Here is a 14773-nt window from a genome sequence, read left to right as displayed (position 1 = left end):
TTGTCTGTCATTAAAATAAAAAACATATCCCGGGATATACTTTTTTAGATTTCCTTTGTAAAAAAAGATTCAGTGATAATTTCCCCTAAATTTTCTTCCTTAACAATTCCTGTGTCAGAAAAACCAAGTTTCTTGTAAAAGTGAATGGCATTTTCATTGCTACTTAGTACCCACAGACCAACTTTTGGATAATTCTTTGTTGAAAGTTTTTCTAAGGCGAATTCAAGCATTTTTCGACCTATTTTATGTTTTTTATAGGAGTCGAGTAAGTATATGCCATGAATTTCACCAAAGTTTTCTTCAAAAGAATTATTCCGAAGAGGGCCCCAGCCGCAAAAACCAATAATTTTGCCTTCAACAATGGCAACCACTGTATTTGAACAAAGATTATTTTTAAAAATATTAATGCTTGATTCAAGCGTTCTGTTTTTTAAGAAACTTTCTGGGAGAAGTCCAGTGTATGTTTCTAACCAGGCTTTATAGTGAACAAAAGCAATTTGCTCATAATCATCTGGGAATGCTTTTCTTAGTATTACTTTCATTGTCAGACCCTTAATCTTTTTTTATATTATATCATTTATCAAGAATGATATTCAAAAAAATGAAAAAGCCAAATAGTGATGTTTTCTGCCTTATTTTTTTGTTATACTATTGAATATAAAAAAGTCGGAACGAAGAGGAGGGGAAAATGTTAACTAAAAAAAAATATCAGTCACCTTTAGGAGAAATAACGCTTTTAAGTGATGAAACTTATTTATTAGGAGTGTGGTTTAAAGAGCAAAAATACTTTGCGGCCAATTATGATTTAAATCAGGCAAAAGAGGATAAGAGTCTTCCAATTATTAATGCTATAGAATGGTTGGACGCTTATTTTAAAGGAGAAAACCCTGATTTTAAAAAAATAAAATTGAAACCAGAAGTAACGGAATTTAGAAAAAAAGTACTCAAAATATTAAGTGATGTCCCCTATGGTAGTCTAATTACTTATAAAGAAATATCAAATCTTCTTCAGGTTAATGAAGAGAAAAAAAGAAATATGTCACAGGCGGTTGGTGGAGCAGTTGGACATAATCCACTTTCAATCATTATCCCTTGTCACCGAGTTGTGGGGGCTGATGGTTCCTTGACAGGATACGCTGGTGGACTAGAGAAGAAAAAAGCTCTTTTGACACTTGAGCAAGCACATTTAAAAAAATAATTGGAGTTTTCATTTGGAAATTACTGACGAAACTTGGGAAATCATTAAAAATAATGATAAAAACTTTGATAATAAATTATGGTATGGCGTAGCAACAACTAAAATATTTTGTCGACCTTCCTGCGTCTCTAGACTACCAAAAAGAGAGAATGTAAGTATTTTTCAAGCAGCCGAGCAAGCCTTAGAAGAAGGTTATCGTCCTTGCAAAAGATGTCGACCAATGGATAAAATTGTACCAAATGAGGTTTGGGTAGAAGAGATTGATTTACTTTTAAAAAATCATTATGATGAGGACTTAAGTCTTGAGGAGCTTGGACAAAGACTTCATGGTTCTTCGTCTTATCTTCGGCATATTTATAAAAAAATAAAAGGGCTAACTCCACAGCAAGAACTAACAAGAATAAGACTTGAGCAAGCAAGAATACGATTGCTTAAAGGAAATGAAGCAATCTCTGAAATTGCGCGTGACGTTGGAATGATGAATACTCCTTATTTTATAAAATCTTTTAAAAAGCGCTATGGACTTGCTCCCAATCAATACCGTAAAGCTTATAATATAAATTCCAAAAAATAGGAGAAAAAACTCTTATTTTTTTATCCCTAAAATTGCTTAATTTATCCCAGACTTTTGGTCAGTACTTTTGATAGATTGAGTTAAAATAGCAATATGAAAATAAAAAATATAAAAAAATCCTATGGTAACAATCAAGTGCTAAATGATATCAGTTTTGAATTAAAAGCTGGTGATAAGGTTGCTTTATTAGGTAATAATGGTGCGGGAAAATCAACATTAATGAATATTATTAATGGAAATGTCAAGGCTTCTTCAGGAAAAATTGAATATGGCAAAATGAAACCGACTTCCAATAATACTGGTTATATCATGCAAAATATGACCTTACCTCCTGATGCTTTAGTCAGTGAAGTTTTAGCTTTGTTTTCAAATGATGAACAATCTAAAGAATATGGCTTAAAACTGGTCAAAGAATTTAAAATGGAATCCTATTTAAAGCAAAGATTTTCAAATTTATCTGGTGGTCAAAAACAAAAACTCTTTTTGGTATCTGCACTACAAAATAGTCCTGAATATTTCTTTTTGGATGAAATTACAACGGGTCTTGACAGTGAGAGCAGAGGAGAGCTTTTTAAATTTTTATCTTCAAATTTGAAAGTAAAAAATTCAACTTTACTTTTGGTAACCCATTATTTAGAAGAAGCATTGCAATTATGCGACAGATTTATCATTCTTAAAGATGGAAAAATTATTGCAGATTTACAAAAATCAGATTTAATTCAAGAAGAATTTTCTTTTGTTGAATTTTTAGTAGAAGTTCCAGAATTTGAAGCCTATAAACTAAAAGAAAAACAGTACAAATTACCAAAGGAATTGGCTGAACAAGCCATCATTAAATTCAATAAAGAACTTGTTTTATATCAAATGACTTACCGTATCAACTTGGAGGAACTATTATCATGAAATTTCTAAAATATTTTACATTTGAACTACGTTTACGCTATCGGAATCCTTCACAAATTTTCTTTGTATTTATCTTTCCCTTATTTTTAATGTTTGCTTTTTCATCAAGTTTTGGAAAAAGCATACCACATTATATTGAAAATAATATTGCATCAATATTATTATACAGTGTTCTATCAGCTAGTTTGACTTCACTGTCAGTACAAATTGCTGACTATCAGTCTAGAAAAATTTATCAATTATTTGTCCAAAGAGGAATAAAAAAATTATTTTATATTATTGCACAAATTGTTAGTTTTATGATTATTATCTTTTGCTCAACGCTTGTTATTCTAGTAGTTGCTCATTATGCTTATGATTATGAGTTTCCTAAGTTGAGTTTATTAATTCTTTTTTATCTAAAACTTTATTTATATTCAATTCCATTTTGTTTATTAGCAATGATTATTGGACTTCTTGCTAAAAACACGGCAACAGCAAGTGCGATTGCTATGCCTCTGATGTTTCTTTCCTTCTTCTTTTCAGGAATGATGATTCCGTTAGCACAACTTTCAGGAGGAATTCGTAAGATTGCTGACAATTTTTTCCTCACTCAGTTACTTTCTGATTTAAACCATACATTAACTTCCAACTATACAGTCGTTCCAAATTGGTCAAGAATATCTTTAAGTGTCGGATTGATTTGTCTCTTAGCCCTATTAGTTTATCGAAGAAAGGCATAAATACTTTAGCTTTTGTTAGTTAAATAATTGTTTAAGTGAGTATTTATTTATATAATGAAAAAGTGAAATTAAAAAAACAAATTGACCCTAATATAGAAGAAGCGGAAATTGTCATTGTTGCTCGAAGGCAAGAAGAATTTTCGGCTATTGTAAAAGAATATCATTTAGAAGATTTGTCTTCTATAGATAACGAAAAACTCTATTTGGCAACAAATAAAGGTTTTGAAATTGTTAATATCAGAGAAATTTTATATTTAAAATCAGAAAAAAATTATCTAGATTTCCATATGACGGATGGAGTGATAAGAGTAAGATCTCCTCTCTATTTTTATGAGAAAAAATTGGCTTTGAATTTTATTAAAATATCAAGAAATACTCTGGTTAATTTTGAACAAATAAGGCGCTTGGAAACAGACTTTGTTTACGGAGTATTGCTTTATCTCGGAGATGAAAAGTTGCCTGTCAGTCGTAGATACTTGGCAAATATCAACAAGAAGTTAGAAGAAGGAGCTAAAAAATGAAATATGTAATTTCGGGACTCAAAGGTGCCTTCATTGCTATAGTATGTGGAGTCTTGCTTACTTTGTATTTTGGTGGAGAAATTGATTTTGAATCAATGACTCTAATTCTTGTTTATGGTTTTGTTCAGGGGGCCATGTCTAAATTGATAGATGAATATGTCACAATTGCCTTGCTTGAATTTGTTAGTCAAGCTTTAGCAAGTTATTTGCTGGCTTGGGGTTACTTATTAGTTAATACTTGGCTTTTTGATAGCTCGTGGCAACATCATATTTGGAGTTTTACTATTACTTGGTTGCTCATTTTTATTTTGGTATATCTTTATTCAATCGTCAGAAATCGGAAAATTGTCAAAAGATTTAATAGACAGAAATAGCGAATGCCAAAAGTTTTTTATGGTAATTTAATCATCATTCTTATATTTTAGTCAAACTTTTCGGTATTTTTTGTGTTAAAATAAGATTGATTTTTAAATATTAAGGATAAAAAATGATATATTTTGATAATTCTGCTACGACAGCAGTTAATCCAATGGTTTTACGAACTTATACAGATGTTGCAACAAAAATTATGGGAAATCCGTCAAGTCTACATGGTTTGGGGACAACAGCGACGAGATTATTAGAGGCTTCTAGACGACAAATTGCTGAACTGTTGGGAGTCGATTCACAAGAAATATTTTTTACAAGTGGAGGGACTGAAGGAGATAATTGGATTTTAAAAGGTGTCGCTTTTGAAAAGCGTCCTTATGGTAATCACATCATTGTTTCTAATGTAGAGCATCCAGCTGTAAAAAATACAGCAGAATGGTTAAAAACGCAAGGTTTTGAAGTTGATTTTGCACCTGTTGATGGGGATGGTTTTGTTATTGTTTCTGAGCTTGAAAAATTGATTAGAGATGAAACGATTTTAGTTTCAATCATGGCAGTCAATAATGAGGTCGGAACCATTCAACCGATTGGTGAAATTTCTGACCTACTTGCTGATAAGCCAACAATTTCTTTTCATGTAGATGCAGTACAGGCCATTGGTAAAATTCCATTAGAGGCTTGGTTGACAGAGCGGGTAGATTTTGCGGTTTTATCTGCTCATAAATTTCATGGGCCACGTGGTGTGGGAATTGTTGTTGCAAAAAAAGGGAAAAGACTGACTCCGCTTTTACATGGGGGAGGTCAAGAGCATAATTGGCGTTCGACTACAGAAAATTTAGCTGGAATTGCTGCGACTTCTAAAGCCCTTCGTTTAGCTTTAGATGATGATGACTTTAAACGTCAAAAAGTACGAGCAATGAAGCAGGTGATTTTAGAAGAGTTAGAAAAGCATCGAAAAGTTCATGTTTTTAGTAAAGTGGAGAATTTTGCTCCTAACATTTTGACCTTTGGGATTCGTGGGGTTAGAGGTGAGGTTGTTGTTCACGCTTTTGAACAACATGAAATCTATATTTCGACAACCTCAGCTTGTTCTTCAAAGAAAAATGCGGCGGCTGGAACTTTAGTTGCGATGAATGTCCCTTCAAAATTAGCAACAAGTGCGGTCAGGATTTCTCTTGATTCAACAAATAATATGGCTGAAGTTGAACAATTTTTGACTGTTTTTCGACAAATTTATCAAGAATTAGAAAAAGTAAGTGGTTAAATATTTTATAAAAGTGATTTGAAGATAATTTCAAATCACTTTTCTTATCCAAATCTTAAATTGTTCTTATTAAGTTATCATTAAACTTGGAGTGGTATAACTAGATATGGAAAAAAGAACAAGAGATTATAAAAAAAATGGCTCTAAAAAAATGAGTAAACAAGGGAAAGTACTTATTCTAGCTTTATTAGCATTTCTAATTTTCTTTGTTGGCTTTAAAATATATCATAGTAAAGATGTTCAGGCCTCAACGATTAAATTGGTTAATAAATCAAATGAGACTTATGCTTACTCTGGGTCAAAAAAATTAACGGGTCTTCAAAAAATTAATGGGAATAATTATTATTTTGATTCAACAACAGGTGTGATGAAGACAGGTTTGATGACTTTGGATGGTGGAACGGTTTATTTCAGTCCACAAACGGGGAAAATGGTTTATGGATTACAAAAAATTAATGGTTATTATTACTATTTCACAAAAAAGACGGGTAAAGATGATGTGGTTAAAGCTTATGAAGCGGTGGCCAGCCAATTGAAATCTGATAATTCAGTGATTGAAAAAACAATTTCATCAGGAATGAAACTGGTTGGGAAAAGTCCATATGTTTATGGTGGAGGGCGCACCGATGATTCAGTAGCTGCTAATGAATTTGATTGTTCGAGTTTTATTGCTCAAATGTTCCGGTTAGGCGGTCAATCTTTGGTTTATCAATTTGCGGCTTCAACCTCCTTGCTAGCTCAAACTGGCGAGGCTGAAGATTGGTCAGATAAGGCGCGTGGTGATTTATTAATTACAGCTGACGATGCAAGTGAGGATGAGCAACATGCGGCTATCTATCTTGGCGGAGGATTTATTCTACATGACTCAACAAGTACTGATGGAGTGAGCATTAGTCGTTTAAATCAGGTCATCAATAAGAAAGTTTTAGGGACAATGACTTGGGGACAACTTTTTGAGCCAGGACATGTTCGTCGTGAAGTTTAAAATTTACTGACAGAATAAAAAAATTACTGACAAAAATTTGTCAGTAAATTTTTTTTATTATTTAGCGATTTCAGCATGACGTAAATCAAAAATCATGGCTGAGTTATAAGTTGAAATTCCTTTAAGTTTTGGATTTAATAATAAAGAAACAGATTCAGTGGCTAAGGGATTGACATTAGCGGCCTCATATAGTGCGTTCTCAGCATCTTTATAATGAGCATAACGTTTATCAGCTGACAGAACGTCAGGAGCTGTAGTCGCTGCTTGATAGGCTTTATCAAAGTTAGGGTTTTTGACTAATCCATGATTCATTGTACTTCCTGATACAAAATTCATCAAGAAATCAGAGGGTTCATTGTAATCTGCACCCCAACTTGTCAGCAGAATTTGGAAATTATTATTTTGAGCATCTTTTTGACGTTGAGCTGAAGAAACGAGTTTCTCATTAATGGTTAAACCTGGTAAATCTTTTTCGAGATTGCCTTTAAGATAGTCAACCGCTGCCTTGGCAAAGGAATTGTCATTTGCTCCTTCAAGTTCAAGAGTAATTGATGTTTTTCCTAATTCTTTTAGACCTTCTTTAAAAAGTTCAGCGGCTTTTGTGGCATCATATTTATAAGGTTGGGCAGCGTAAGTTGCGAAATCTTCTCCATTTGGTGCTTGATCTAATTTTTTAGGAGTCACTGTATTCGTAATTGAAAAACTTGGCGCCGCAATTTCTAACAAGTTTTTTCTATTTGTTGCTAAGTTTAAAGCTTGACGAATTTTTAAGTTTGAAAGTTCGGGAACTTTACCAGATTGATTGTATTCTAAAACATCAATTCTTGGTGAAGTTAGTGCTTTATAATCTTTATTTTTCTTATTTGCAGAAACTAATTCCGGAGTGGCCAAATTAGCGACATCAAGTTTTCCAGATTTGAAAAGATTAACAGCGGTGTTAGGATTATTTACAATTTGATAAGTTGCTCCAGAAAGCTTAACATTTTTGGCGTCATAGAATTGATCATTTTTTACAATTGAAAAAGTTTCATTTGAACCAGTCCAATTATTTTTTCCTTTGACAAATTTGAAAGCACCATTATAAAGACTGGTGTCTGAACTTGTTCCATATTTATTTCCCATTTTTTTAACGAAAGCTTCATTGACGGGATAATAAGCTGGAAGTGTCAGCAATTTATTGAAGTAAGGAGTAGGTGTTGCTAAAGTGATGACTAATTTCGTATCAGATTCAGCTTTAATTCCAAGGGTATCAACTGGTTTTTTGCCAGTCATTATTTCGCTGGCATTAGCAACAGGTGTTAAGGCATATGCGTATTGTGAACCAGTTTTTGGGTCAACGGTTCTTTGCCAACCATAAACAAAATCAGCAGCTCTTAATTTAGCACCGTTTGACCACTTTAAACCGTCACGCAAAGTTACATTATAAGTTTTGCCATCTTTTGAAATGTCAATTGATTTTGCCAAATCGTTGACAACTTGCGCTTTGGGATTCCAACGGACAAGTCCAGCATCAACATTGAGAAGAACATCAATGGAATTGACGTCAGCAGCCATGCTAGTGTCAAGGGTTAAAATATTGCTTGCAAAGCTGTATTTGGCTTCCTGAGCGGAATCTTCAGATTTACTGACAGAATTTCCACAAGCTGTCAGTAAAAGGGCAGCAGAAAGTGAAATTGCAGAGAAAGCAAAAATTTTTGATTTATTCATGAAATTGTTTTTTCCTTATTAAAATTTTCCAAGAGCAAAGCGCTCCCAAAATAACTTTACCCTAAAATAGTGAAATATAAAAATATGTTGTTTGGATTTTAGATAAAAATACTGACAGGAAAATCAGAAAATTTTGTCAACCTTTTTAGCTGATTTATCTTCTCAAATTTCTGTCAGTAACTTTTTTACTTTCTGTCAGTGAAAATTATTTATTTTTCAGACTCAAAATCATAAAGAGCCGTTGATAAGTAGCGTTCTCCATTATCAGGAGCAATCGCTAACACTTTTTTACCCTTACCTAATTTTTTAGCTACTTCAAGGGCAGCATAAATGGCTGCGCCCGAAGAAATTCCAACTAAAAATCCTTCTTTTCCTCCAAGATGACGAGCCGTTAAAATGGCATCATCTCCTTTGACCCGAATGATTTCATCATAAGATTTAGTGTCAAGATTCCCAGGAATAAAACCAGCAGAAATACCTTGGATTTTATGTGGGCCAGCAGCCTCACCCGAGAGAATAGCAGATTCATCAGCTTCGACAACATAAGTTTTGATAGTTGGATTTGCTTTTTTGAGGGCATGCGAAACTCCTGTTATCGTTCCACCAGTCCCTGCACCTGCCACAAAGGCATCAAGTCCAGTTGGCCCAAAAGCATCAATAATCTCAGCTCCTGTTGTTTTTTCATGAATTTCAGGATTTGCGGGATTTTCAAATTGCATGGCAAGAAAATAACCTTCTGTTTCTGAGAGTTCTTTTGCCTTAGCAATTGCAGCTTTCATTCCACCACTAGCGGGTGTTAAAACTAATTGAGCCCCGTAAGCTTGAATCAATTTGCGACGTTCAAGTGAGAATGACTCTGGCATGACAATGACAACTTTGTAACCCAAAGCAGAGCCAACGAAGGCGAGTCCAATTCCTGTATTTCCAGAAGTCGGTTCAACGATTGTTCCACCAGGTTTTAAACGTCCATCGGCCTCAGCCGCCCGAATCATTGCAAGGGCAATCCGATCTTTCACAGAACCACCAGGATTGAAAGCTTCAAGTTTGACATAGACATCAGCACTCTCTGCTGGAACATGTTGAAGTTTAACAATTGGAGTTTGTCCGATTAATTCAGTAATGTTATCATAAATTTTAGTCATTTTTTCGCTCCTTTTACTTTATTATAGCTCAAATAAAAAGATTTGCCTCCTAATATTATAATCATGGCTCTAAAAAAAATTTATGATGTGAAATTTAAAAAATAATAAAGAAAAGACTTTACAAATCGCCAGAAAATTTTTATACTAGTAAGTAACAATAAAAATACAATTGGCATATTTTAGTCAAAAAAATATCTAATATTAAAGAGGAGACTCGATGAAACAGAAACATAAATTAGCGCTTGGTGCGTCAATTGTTGCTTTGGCAAGTCTTGGTGGGATTAAAGCACAAGCTGCATCTGTTCAAGAAATTATTAACGCTGCGGTACCAGTGGCAAATGACTACGGACTTTATCCATCAGTAATGATTGCCCAAGGGATTTTAGAATCAAGTGGTGGACAAAGTGCCTTAGCAAGCAATTATAATAATATTTTTGGAGTTAAATACACTTCTGGTATACCTGTTTATCTACCAACACAAGAGTATTTGAATGGAACAATGACAAATGTTGTTGAACCCTTCCAAGCTTATAGCTCAGTTTATGACGCATGTGTTGCCCAAGCTAAAATGTTACGTGCTTCATCATATTATTCTGGGGCTTGGCGTGAAAATACAAGTTCTTACCTAGATGCGACAGCTTGGCTTGAAGGACGTTATGCCACAGATCCAACTTATGCTTCTAAATTGAATAGCATGATTTCTGAACTTGGTTTAAGTGTTTATGACCAAGGAGGAGAAATATCAGGAGGAACTGCTGTTACAACTAGTTCATCAGCCTCAACAAATTCAGCTGGCACATACAAAGTACAAGAGGGAGATTCATTATCAGCAATCGCTGCTCAATATGGTACAACTGTTGATGCACTTGTGTCAGCAAATAGTTTAGAAAATGCAAACGATATTCATGTAGGAGAAGTTTTGCAAGTTGCTGGTACTAGCACAACTACAACAAGTACCAATACAACTTCCAATGTATCGTCAAGTTCTACTTATACCGTCAAATCAGGAGATAGTTTATATTCGATTGCGGAACAATATGGAATGACTGTTTCATCACTGATGTCAGCCAATGGAATTTATGATGTTAATTCAATGCTTCAAGTAGGACAAGTATTGCAAGTAACTGTAAGTACTAGTGCAACAACTTCAAACACAACGACTTCAAACAGTTATACAATTCAAAATGGTGACAGCATTTATTCAATTGCCACAGCAAATGCTATGACAGCTGACCAATTAGCAGCCCTCAATGGATTTGGAATTAATGACATGATTCATCCAGGACAAACAATTAGAATCTAAATAAAAAAGTTACTGACAATAGAATCAGTAACTTCTTTTTATTGGAAAAAAGGATTATTTTGTTTTTCAGTACCAATACTTGTTTTGGGACCATGACCAGGAAAGACTTGAGTATTTTCATCAAGTGTGAAGAGCTGCTCACGAATTGATTTTAAAAGTTGCGCTTGATTTCCAGTAGGTAAATCCCAGCGTCCTATAGCATTCTTAAAAAGTGCGTCTCCACTAAATACAAAAGACTCATTTTCCAATTTAAAAAGCAGACTTACTCCACCAATAGAATGTCCCGGCGTTTCGAGCACTTGAAACTTGAAAGCATCAATATCGTAAAACTGATTAATTTCATAAAAATAATCAGCTTCAGGGCCAGTCACAGCAGTTCCTAGGAAAAAGAATGATGCATTTAATTTAGGATTTTTCATCCATTCTTTTTCAGCTGAATGAAGATAAATAGGAACATCAGGAAAATGTTTCCTTAGTTCATTCAGCCCTATAATGTGGTCGAAATGAGCGTGTGTCAGTAAAATAGCGGAGATTGTTTTGTCAGTAATTTTAAGACGTTCAAGAAGTGCTGACGAATCACTTCCAGGATCAATAATGAGATGTGAAGTAGAATTGCTCAGGAGATATGTATTCTCCTGAGCAATTTTATTAACAATTTTTTCAATTTTCATTTAACTACCATTAGCGGAGGATTGACTTATTGTTTGACCAGAACTATCTGTTTTAACAAGAGCAGTTCCTTCTTGACTAACACCCTCAGGCATTGTCCATGTCGCAACAGATGAAGGATCAGGAGTAAGTTGAGTCATCATAGCTGAGAAAACTTTGGTTGCAATCTGAGTACTTGTACCATAAATTGGCGTCATTCGATTTGAATAACCGGTCCAAACAGCCATTGAATACTGAGGAGTATAACCAACAAAGTTTTCGTCTGGAGAAACCATACCTGGAAGGGAACCGTATTTCTCAGTGATTTGATCCATTTCACTATCTGTATAGTTAGATGTACCAGTTTTACCAGCGGCTGCTAAGCCGGGAACAGCAGCGTAAGAACCAACAGATTCAGAAAGTGGCAATGTTAAAACACTTTGAAGAATATTGGTCATGATATAAGCGGTTGAGGCTTGCATTGCTCGTGAGCGGACCGGTTTGTATTCAACTGTACGACCATCGGGGAAGACAACTTTGGAAACATAATAAGGTTTAGTGTAAATCCCACCATTTGAGAAGGCAGCATAAGCAGCAGCCATTTTTTCAGAACTTGCTCCACCATTTTTAGAGTTACTAGAGATGGCATTAGAGTATTCCAGAGGATCTAAAGTAATTCCTAGACCATTAACAAATTTGCTAGAATTATCTAGTCCAACATTGATTAAAGTTTTAACAGCTGGGATGTTACGTGAAAGTGCTAAGGCACTTTTGACAGTCATTGAACCAAAATAAGTATTATCCCAGTTTTTTAAAGGCGTTCCATTTGGATAAGTAGTTGGGTAATCGGAAACATAATTATTAGTTGAAGTATAAATATTATTTTCAAAAGCTGGACCGTAGTCGACAATTGGCTTCATGGTCGAACCCCAATCTCGGTCTGTTTGCACGGCTTGGTTAAAGCCAAAAGTAACATTGCTTGGTTGATTACGACCACCAATTTGTGCAATTACAGCACCTGTTTTGACATCAGTAACAGTTGAAGCAACTTGCATTGTATCATCTGGATAAGTGATATAGTTGCCAGTGTTAACAATATTATATAGATTTTGTTGGGCTGTTGTATCAAGAGTAGTATAAATTTTAGCTCCCTCAGTCAAAATATCATCTCCAGCCAAAGTTTTAGCTTGAGCAATTGCCTGTTTGAGGAAATTCTCAGCATAACTTGGAATAGTTACACTTTGTTTTAAAGGTTGAAGTCCATCATCAATTGGGGTAGCCAGTGCTTTCTTTTCTTCTTCCGCTGTAATTTTATCATAGCGACGCATTGCACGGATAACCATATCTCGGCGCCATTTAGCAGAAGTAGGATTAGTATATGGATTGTAAGTATTAGGAGCTTGAGGCATTCCTGCAAGTAGGGCAAGTTGAGCGATTGAAAGCTGAGTTAAATCTTTACCATAATAGGCTTGGGAAGCGGTTCCCATTCCATAATAACCATTTGCCATATTAACCTTATTAACATAAGCTGTAAAAATTTGCTCCTTAGTCCATTTTTGGTCTAATTTTAAGGCCATCCAAGCTTCTTGAATTTTAACACTCAAAGTTTGATCTGATTCATCGGTTGAGAAGAATGAAAGCTTAATGAGCTGCATATCAAGTGTAGAACCACCGTTTAAAGAACCACCTTTTAAATTATTAACAAAAGCCCCAGCAATCCGAATGGGGTCAATTCCACGAGTATTGAAGAAACGATGGTCTTCAATAGAAGTAACCGCATTAACCAACATTACTGGAATATTATCAGTTTTAACCAGATTTCTTTGTTCAGCTCCTAAAGTTGCCACCACTTTTTCGCTAGAGTCATAAACTTTAGTAGAAGGTTTAGATTCAAGTTTGTCCAAAGTGAGTGCAGGTGCATCCTTAGCATAATAAACGAAAACGGCGCCCCCAGCGGCTAAGGCTAGGATAATTAAAGAAAAGAAAGCAATTAAAAATAATTTTACTGCCGTCCACATTTTAGATTTGGCGGAACCGCGTTTCGTACGTTTTTTTTGTTTATTTTTCTTAGAATTCGTAGAAATTTTACTGTACCTCACAAAGTTTATTCACAATTTCTAGATAAGGAATTCTAGGAATGTGGTTCGTTTCAATTTTATAGCCATTTTCGCGAATATGAGAAAGCGGAATTGACTTTAAACCGCCTTTTTCGTAATAAAAAGTAATCAAACACGAAGATGGAAGAAGATATGTTTCATTTAGCCTTGCAAAGTGCAAGAGGACAAAAGCAATTCCCCCTTGAGCGAGAACATTACTCATGTGAACAATTTGATGCTCATGGAAATTTTTTAGAGGGAAAACAGTTTTTTGCTGTGTTTCCTTTGCTTCAAAGTCGATGTAGTGACCTTTATAGACTCCAGAGTAGTCAGTAGTAGATGCTTGCCTGAAGTAAGCTTCTGTAATTTTTGCACGACTCCTTTGTGGATAATCTACTTTAACGATTTGAATTGGTGTTGGCTTTTTGTGGATAACTGCAAGTCCACGAGAAAGATAATACTCATTTGTTGCATTAATTTCAGCTTCAAAATTCATTCCCCGCTTCCCGAAGGCAACCATCCCTTTGGTTTTTGAAGTGCTTTTTTTAGTTACTGACAGCTCTGTCAGTGATTTTTTTTTCTTAGGAACAGTGCTGTAAGCTCGCGACCTTCCATTAGGATAATTAACCATTCTGTCTTCTACCTTTATAAAATTCTCAGTTAGTTATATAATGTCTATTATAACATAAATTTTACAAGGGGAAAATATTTATGAATTCACTACTAATCATGGGTTATACAAGTTTTGACCTAGGTATTTTCAATGAAAAAGACATAAAAGTATCAATAATAAAAAAAACAATTAGAAGAAAATTAATTAATTTTTTGGAGGAAGGCCTTCGTTGGATTATTTTTACAGGTAATTTGGGTTTTGAATACTGGGCGTTGGAAGTAGCAAAGGAACTTCAGACAGATTATGACTTTCAAATTGGGACAATTTTTTCTTTTGAAACATATGGCCAAAATTGGAACGAAAGTAATCAAGTTAAGTTGGCAGTTTTCAAGCAAGTAGATTTTGTGAAATATGCTTTTGAAACTTATGAAAGCCCAAGCCAATTCCGCCAGTACAATGATTTTATACTGGAAAATACCGAGGGAGCTTTTGTTTTTTACGATGAAGAAAATGAGACAAAATTAAAATATATGGTTGAAAAAATGAAACAAAACACTAATTATGAAGTTTATTTGCTTGATTTTGAAGATTTACAAGAAACTTTTGAAGAAATGAATGAGTGATTTCGTAATTTTTAGAAGAAAATAATTACTAAAAACCATAACGTCACTTTTTTTGCGATGTTAATTTTGATATAATACTTAGCAGATGTAAATTAGTTTTTATCC

The 14773-nt window shown here is 34.4% G+C and carries 16 protein-coding genes; 10 read left to right on the top strand and 6 right to left on the bottom strand.

Annotation, left to right across the window (positions count from 1 at the left end):
* Positions 1 to 44: 44 nt before the first annotated feature.
* Positions 45 to 542 (bottom strand): GNAT family N-acetyltransferase, encoded by a 498-nt coding sequence (locus PYW37_RS10100; RefSeq protein ID WP_021723467.1) that lies wholly within the window; start codon positions 540 to 542, stop codon positions 45 to 47.
* A 146-nt stretch (positions 543 to 688) separates the two neighbouring features.
* Here PYW37_RS10100 and PYW37_RS10095 point away from each other — a divergent pair, with 146 nt between their 5' ends.
* The 8 genes from PYW37_RS10095 (at position 689) to PYW37_RS10060 (ending at position 6536) form a co-directional block, all read left to right on the top strand.
* Complete coding sequence (locus tag PYW37_RS10095) at positions 689 to 1198, top strand: methylated-DNA--[protein]-cysteine S-methyltransferase (RefSeq protein WP_058222331.1); 510 nt, start codon at positions 689 to 691, stop codon at positions 1196 to 1198.
* 13 nt (positions 1199 to 1211) lie between these two features.
* On the top strand, positions 1212 to 1772 hold the full coding sequence (locus PYW37_RS10090) for a bifunctional transcriptional activator/DNA repair enzyme AdaA (RefSeq protein WP_023188939.1): 561 nt from the start codon (positions 1212 to 1214) through the stop codon (positions 1770 to 1772).
* 93 nt (positions 1773 to 1865) lie between these two features.
* Entirely contained in the window at positions 1866 to 2675 is an 810-nt protein-coding gene (locus PYW37_RS10085; RefSeq protein WP_012897268.1) for an ABC transporter ATP-binding protein, read from the top strand.
* Positions 2672 to 3397 (top strand): ABC transporter permease, encoded by a 726-nt coding sequence (locus PYW37_RS10080; protein WP_021723464.1) that lies wholly within the window; start codon positions 2672 to 2674, stop codon positions 3395 to 3397. The genes PYW37_RS10085 and PYW37_RS10080 overlap by 4 nt, the downstream gene beginning before the upstream one ends.
* Before the next feature lie 62 nt (positions 3398 to 3459).
* Positions 3460 to 3918 (top strand): LytTR family DNA-binding domain-containing protein, encoded by a 459-nt coding sequence (locus PYW37_RS10075; RefSeq protein WP_003131756.1) that lies wholly within the window; start codon positions 3460 to 3462, stop codon positions 3916 to 3918.
* The gene (locus tag PYW37_RS10070; RefSeq protein WP_012897270.1) at positions 3915 to 4292 is read left to right on the top strand and encodes a hypothetical protein; all 378 of its coding nucleotides are present in this window, start codon (positions 3915 to 3917) and stop codon (positions 4290 to 4292) included. Before PYW37_RS10075 ends, PYW37_RS10070 begins: the two co-directional genes overlap by 4 nt.
* Before the next feature lie 113 nt (positions 4293 to 4405).
* Positions 4406 to 5551: a cysteine desulfurase family protein gene (locus PYW37_RS10065; protein WP_023188938.1), complete on the top strand. Its 1146-nt coding sequence runs from the start codon at positions 4406 to 4408 to the stop codon at positions 5549 to 5551.
* Positions 5552 to 5657: 106 nt separating this feature from the next.
* Entirely contained in the window at positions 5658 to 6536 is an 879-nt protein-coding gene (locus PYW37_RS10060; RefSeq protein ID WP_012897271.1) for a C40 family peptidase, read from the top strand.
* Positions 6537 to 6593: 57 nt separating this feature from the next.
* Here the strand turns inward: PYW37_RS10060 and PYW37_RS10055 are convergent, their stop codons facing one another.
* A complete protein-coding gene (locus PYW37_RS10055; protein ID WP_017864162.1) occupies positions 6594 to 8243 on the bottom strand; it encodes a peptide ABC transporter substrate-binding protein in 1650 nt (549 codons plus the stop codon).
* A 209-nt stretch (positions 8244 to 8452) separates the two neighbouring features.
* Positions 8453 to 9385 carry a cysteine synthase A gene (gene cysK, locus PYW37_RS10050; protein ID WP_003131750.1) on the bottom strand — a complete coding sequence of 311 codons (933 nt, stop codon included), beginning with the start codon at positions 9383 to 9385 and terminating at the stop codon, positions 8453 to 8455.
* A 217-nt stretch (positions 9386 to 9602) separates the two neighbouring features.
* Here cysK and PYW37_RS10045 point away from each other — a divergent pair, with 217 nt between their 5' ends.
* Positions 9603 to 10688, top strand: coding sequence for a LysM peptidoglycan-binding domain-containing protein (locus tag PYW37_RS10045; protein ID WP_023188936.1), 1086 nt, complete (start codon positions 9603 to 9605; stop codon positions 10686 to 10688).
* Between the two features lie 38 nt (positions 10689 to 10726).
* Here the strand turns inward: PYW37_RS10045 and PYW37_RS10040 are convergent, their stop codons facing one another.
* The 3 genes from PYW37_RS10040 to recU all read right to left on the bottom strand — a co-directional run bounded on the left by PYW37_RS10040 (position 10727) and on the right by recU (position 14063).
* Positions 10727 to 11359 carry an MBL fold metallo-hydrolase gene (locus PYW37_RS10040; RefSeq protein WP_003131748.1) on the bottom strand — a complete coding sequence of 211 codons (633 nt, stop codon included), beginning with the start codon at positions 11357 to 11359 and terminating at the stop codon, positions 10727 to 10729.
* Positions 11360 to 13354: a transglycosylase domain-containing protein gene (locus PYW37_RS10035; protein WP_025016908.1), complete on the bottom strand. Its 1995-nt coding sequence runs from the start codon at positions 13352 to 13354 to the stop codon at positions 11360 to 11362.
* Positions 13355 to 13421: 67 nt separating this feature from the next.
* On the bottom strand, positions 13422 to 14063 hold the full coding sequence (gene recU / locus PYW37_RS10030; RefSeq protein WP_003131746.1) for a Holliday junction resolvase RecU: 642 nt from the start codon (positions 14061 to 14063) through the stop codon (positions 13422 to 13424).
* 80 nt (positions 14064 to 14143) lie between these two features.
* Between recU and PYW37_RS10025 the strand changes: the two genes are divergently transcribed.
* The gene (locus PYW37_RS10025; RefSeq protein WP_023188934.1) at positions 14144 to 14668 is read left to right on the top strand and encodes an SLOG family protein; all 525 of its coding nucleotides are present in this window, start codon (positions 14144 to 14146) and stop codon (positions 14666 to 14668) included.
* Positions 14669 to 14773 lie beyond the last annotated feature (105 nt).

This window comes from Lactococcus lactis, assembly GCF_029023865.1.
Classification (GTDB): domain Bacteria; phylum Bacillota; class Bacilli; order Lactobacillales; family Streptococcaceae; genus Lactococcus; species Lactococcus lactis.
Note: the sequence above shows the minus strand (reverse complement) of the source record. Positions and strands in the feature narration are given on the sequence as shown.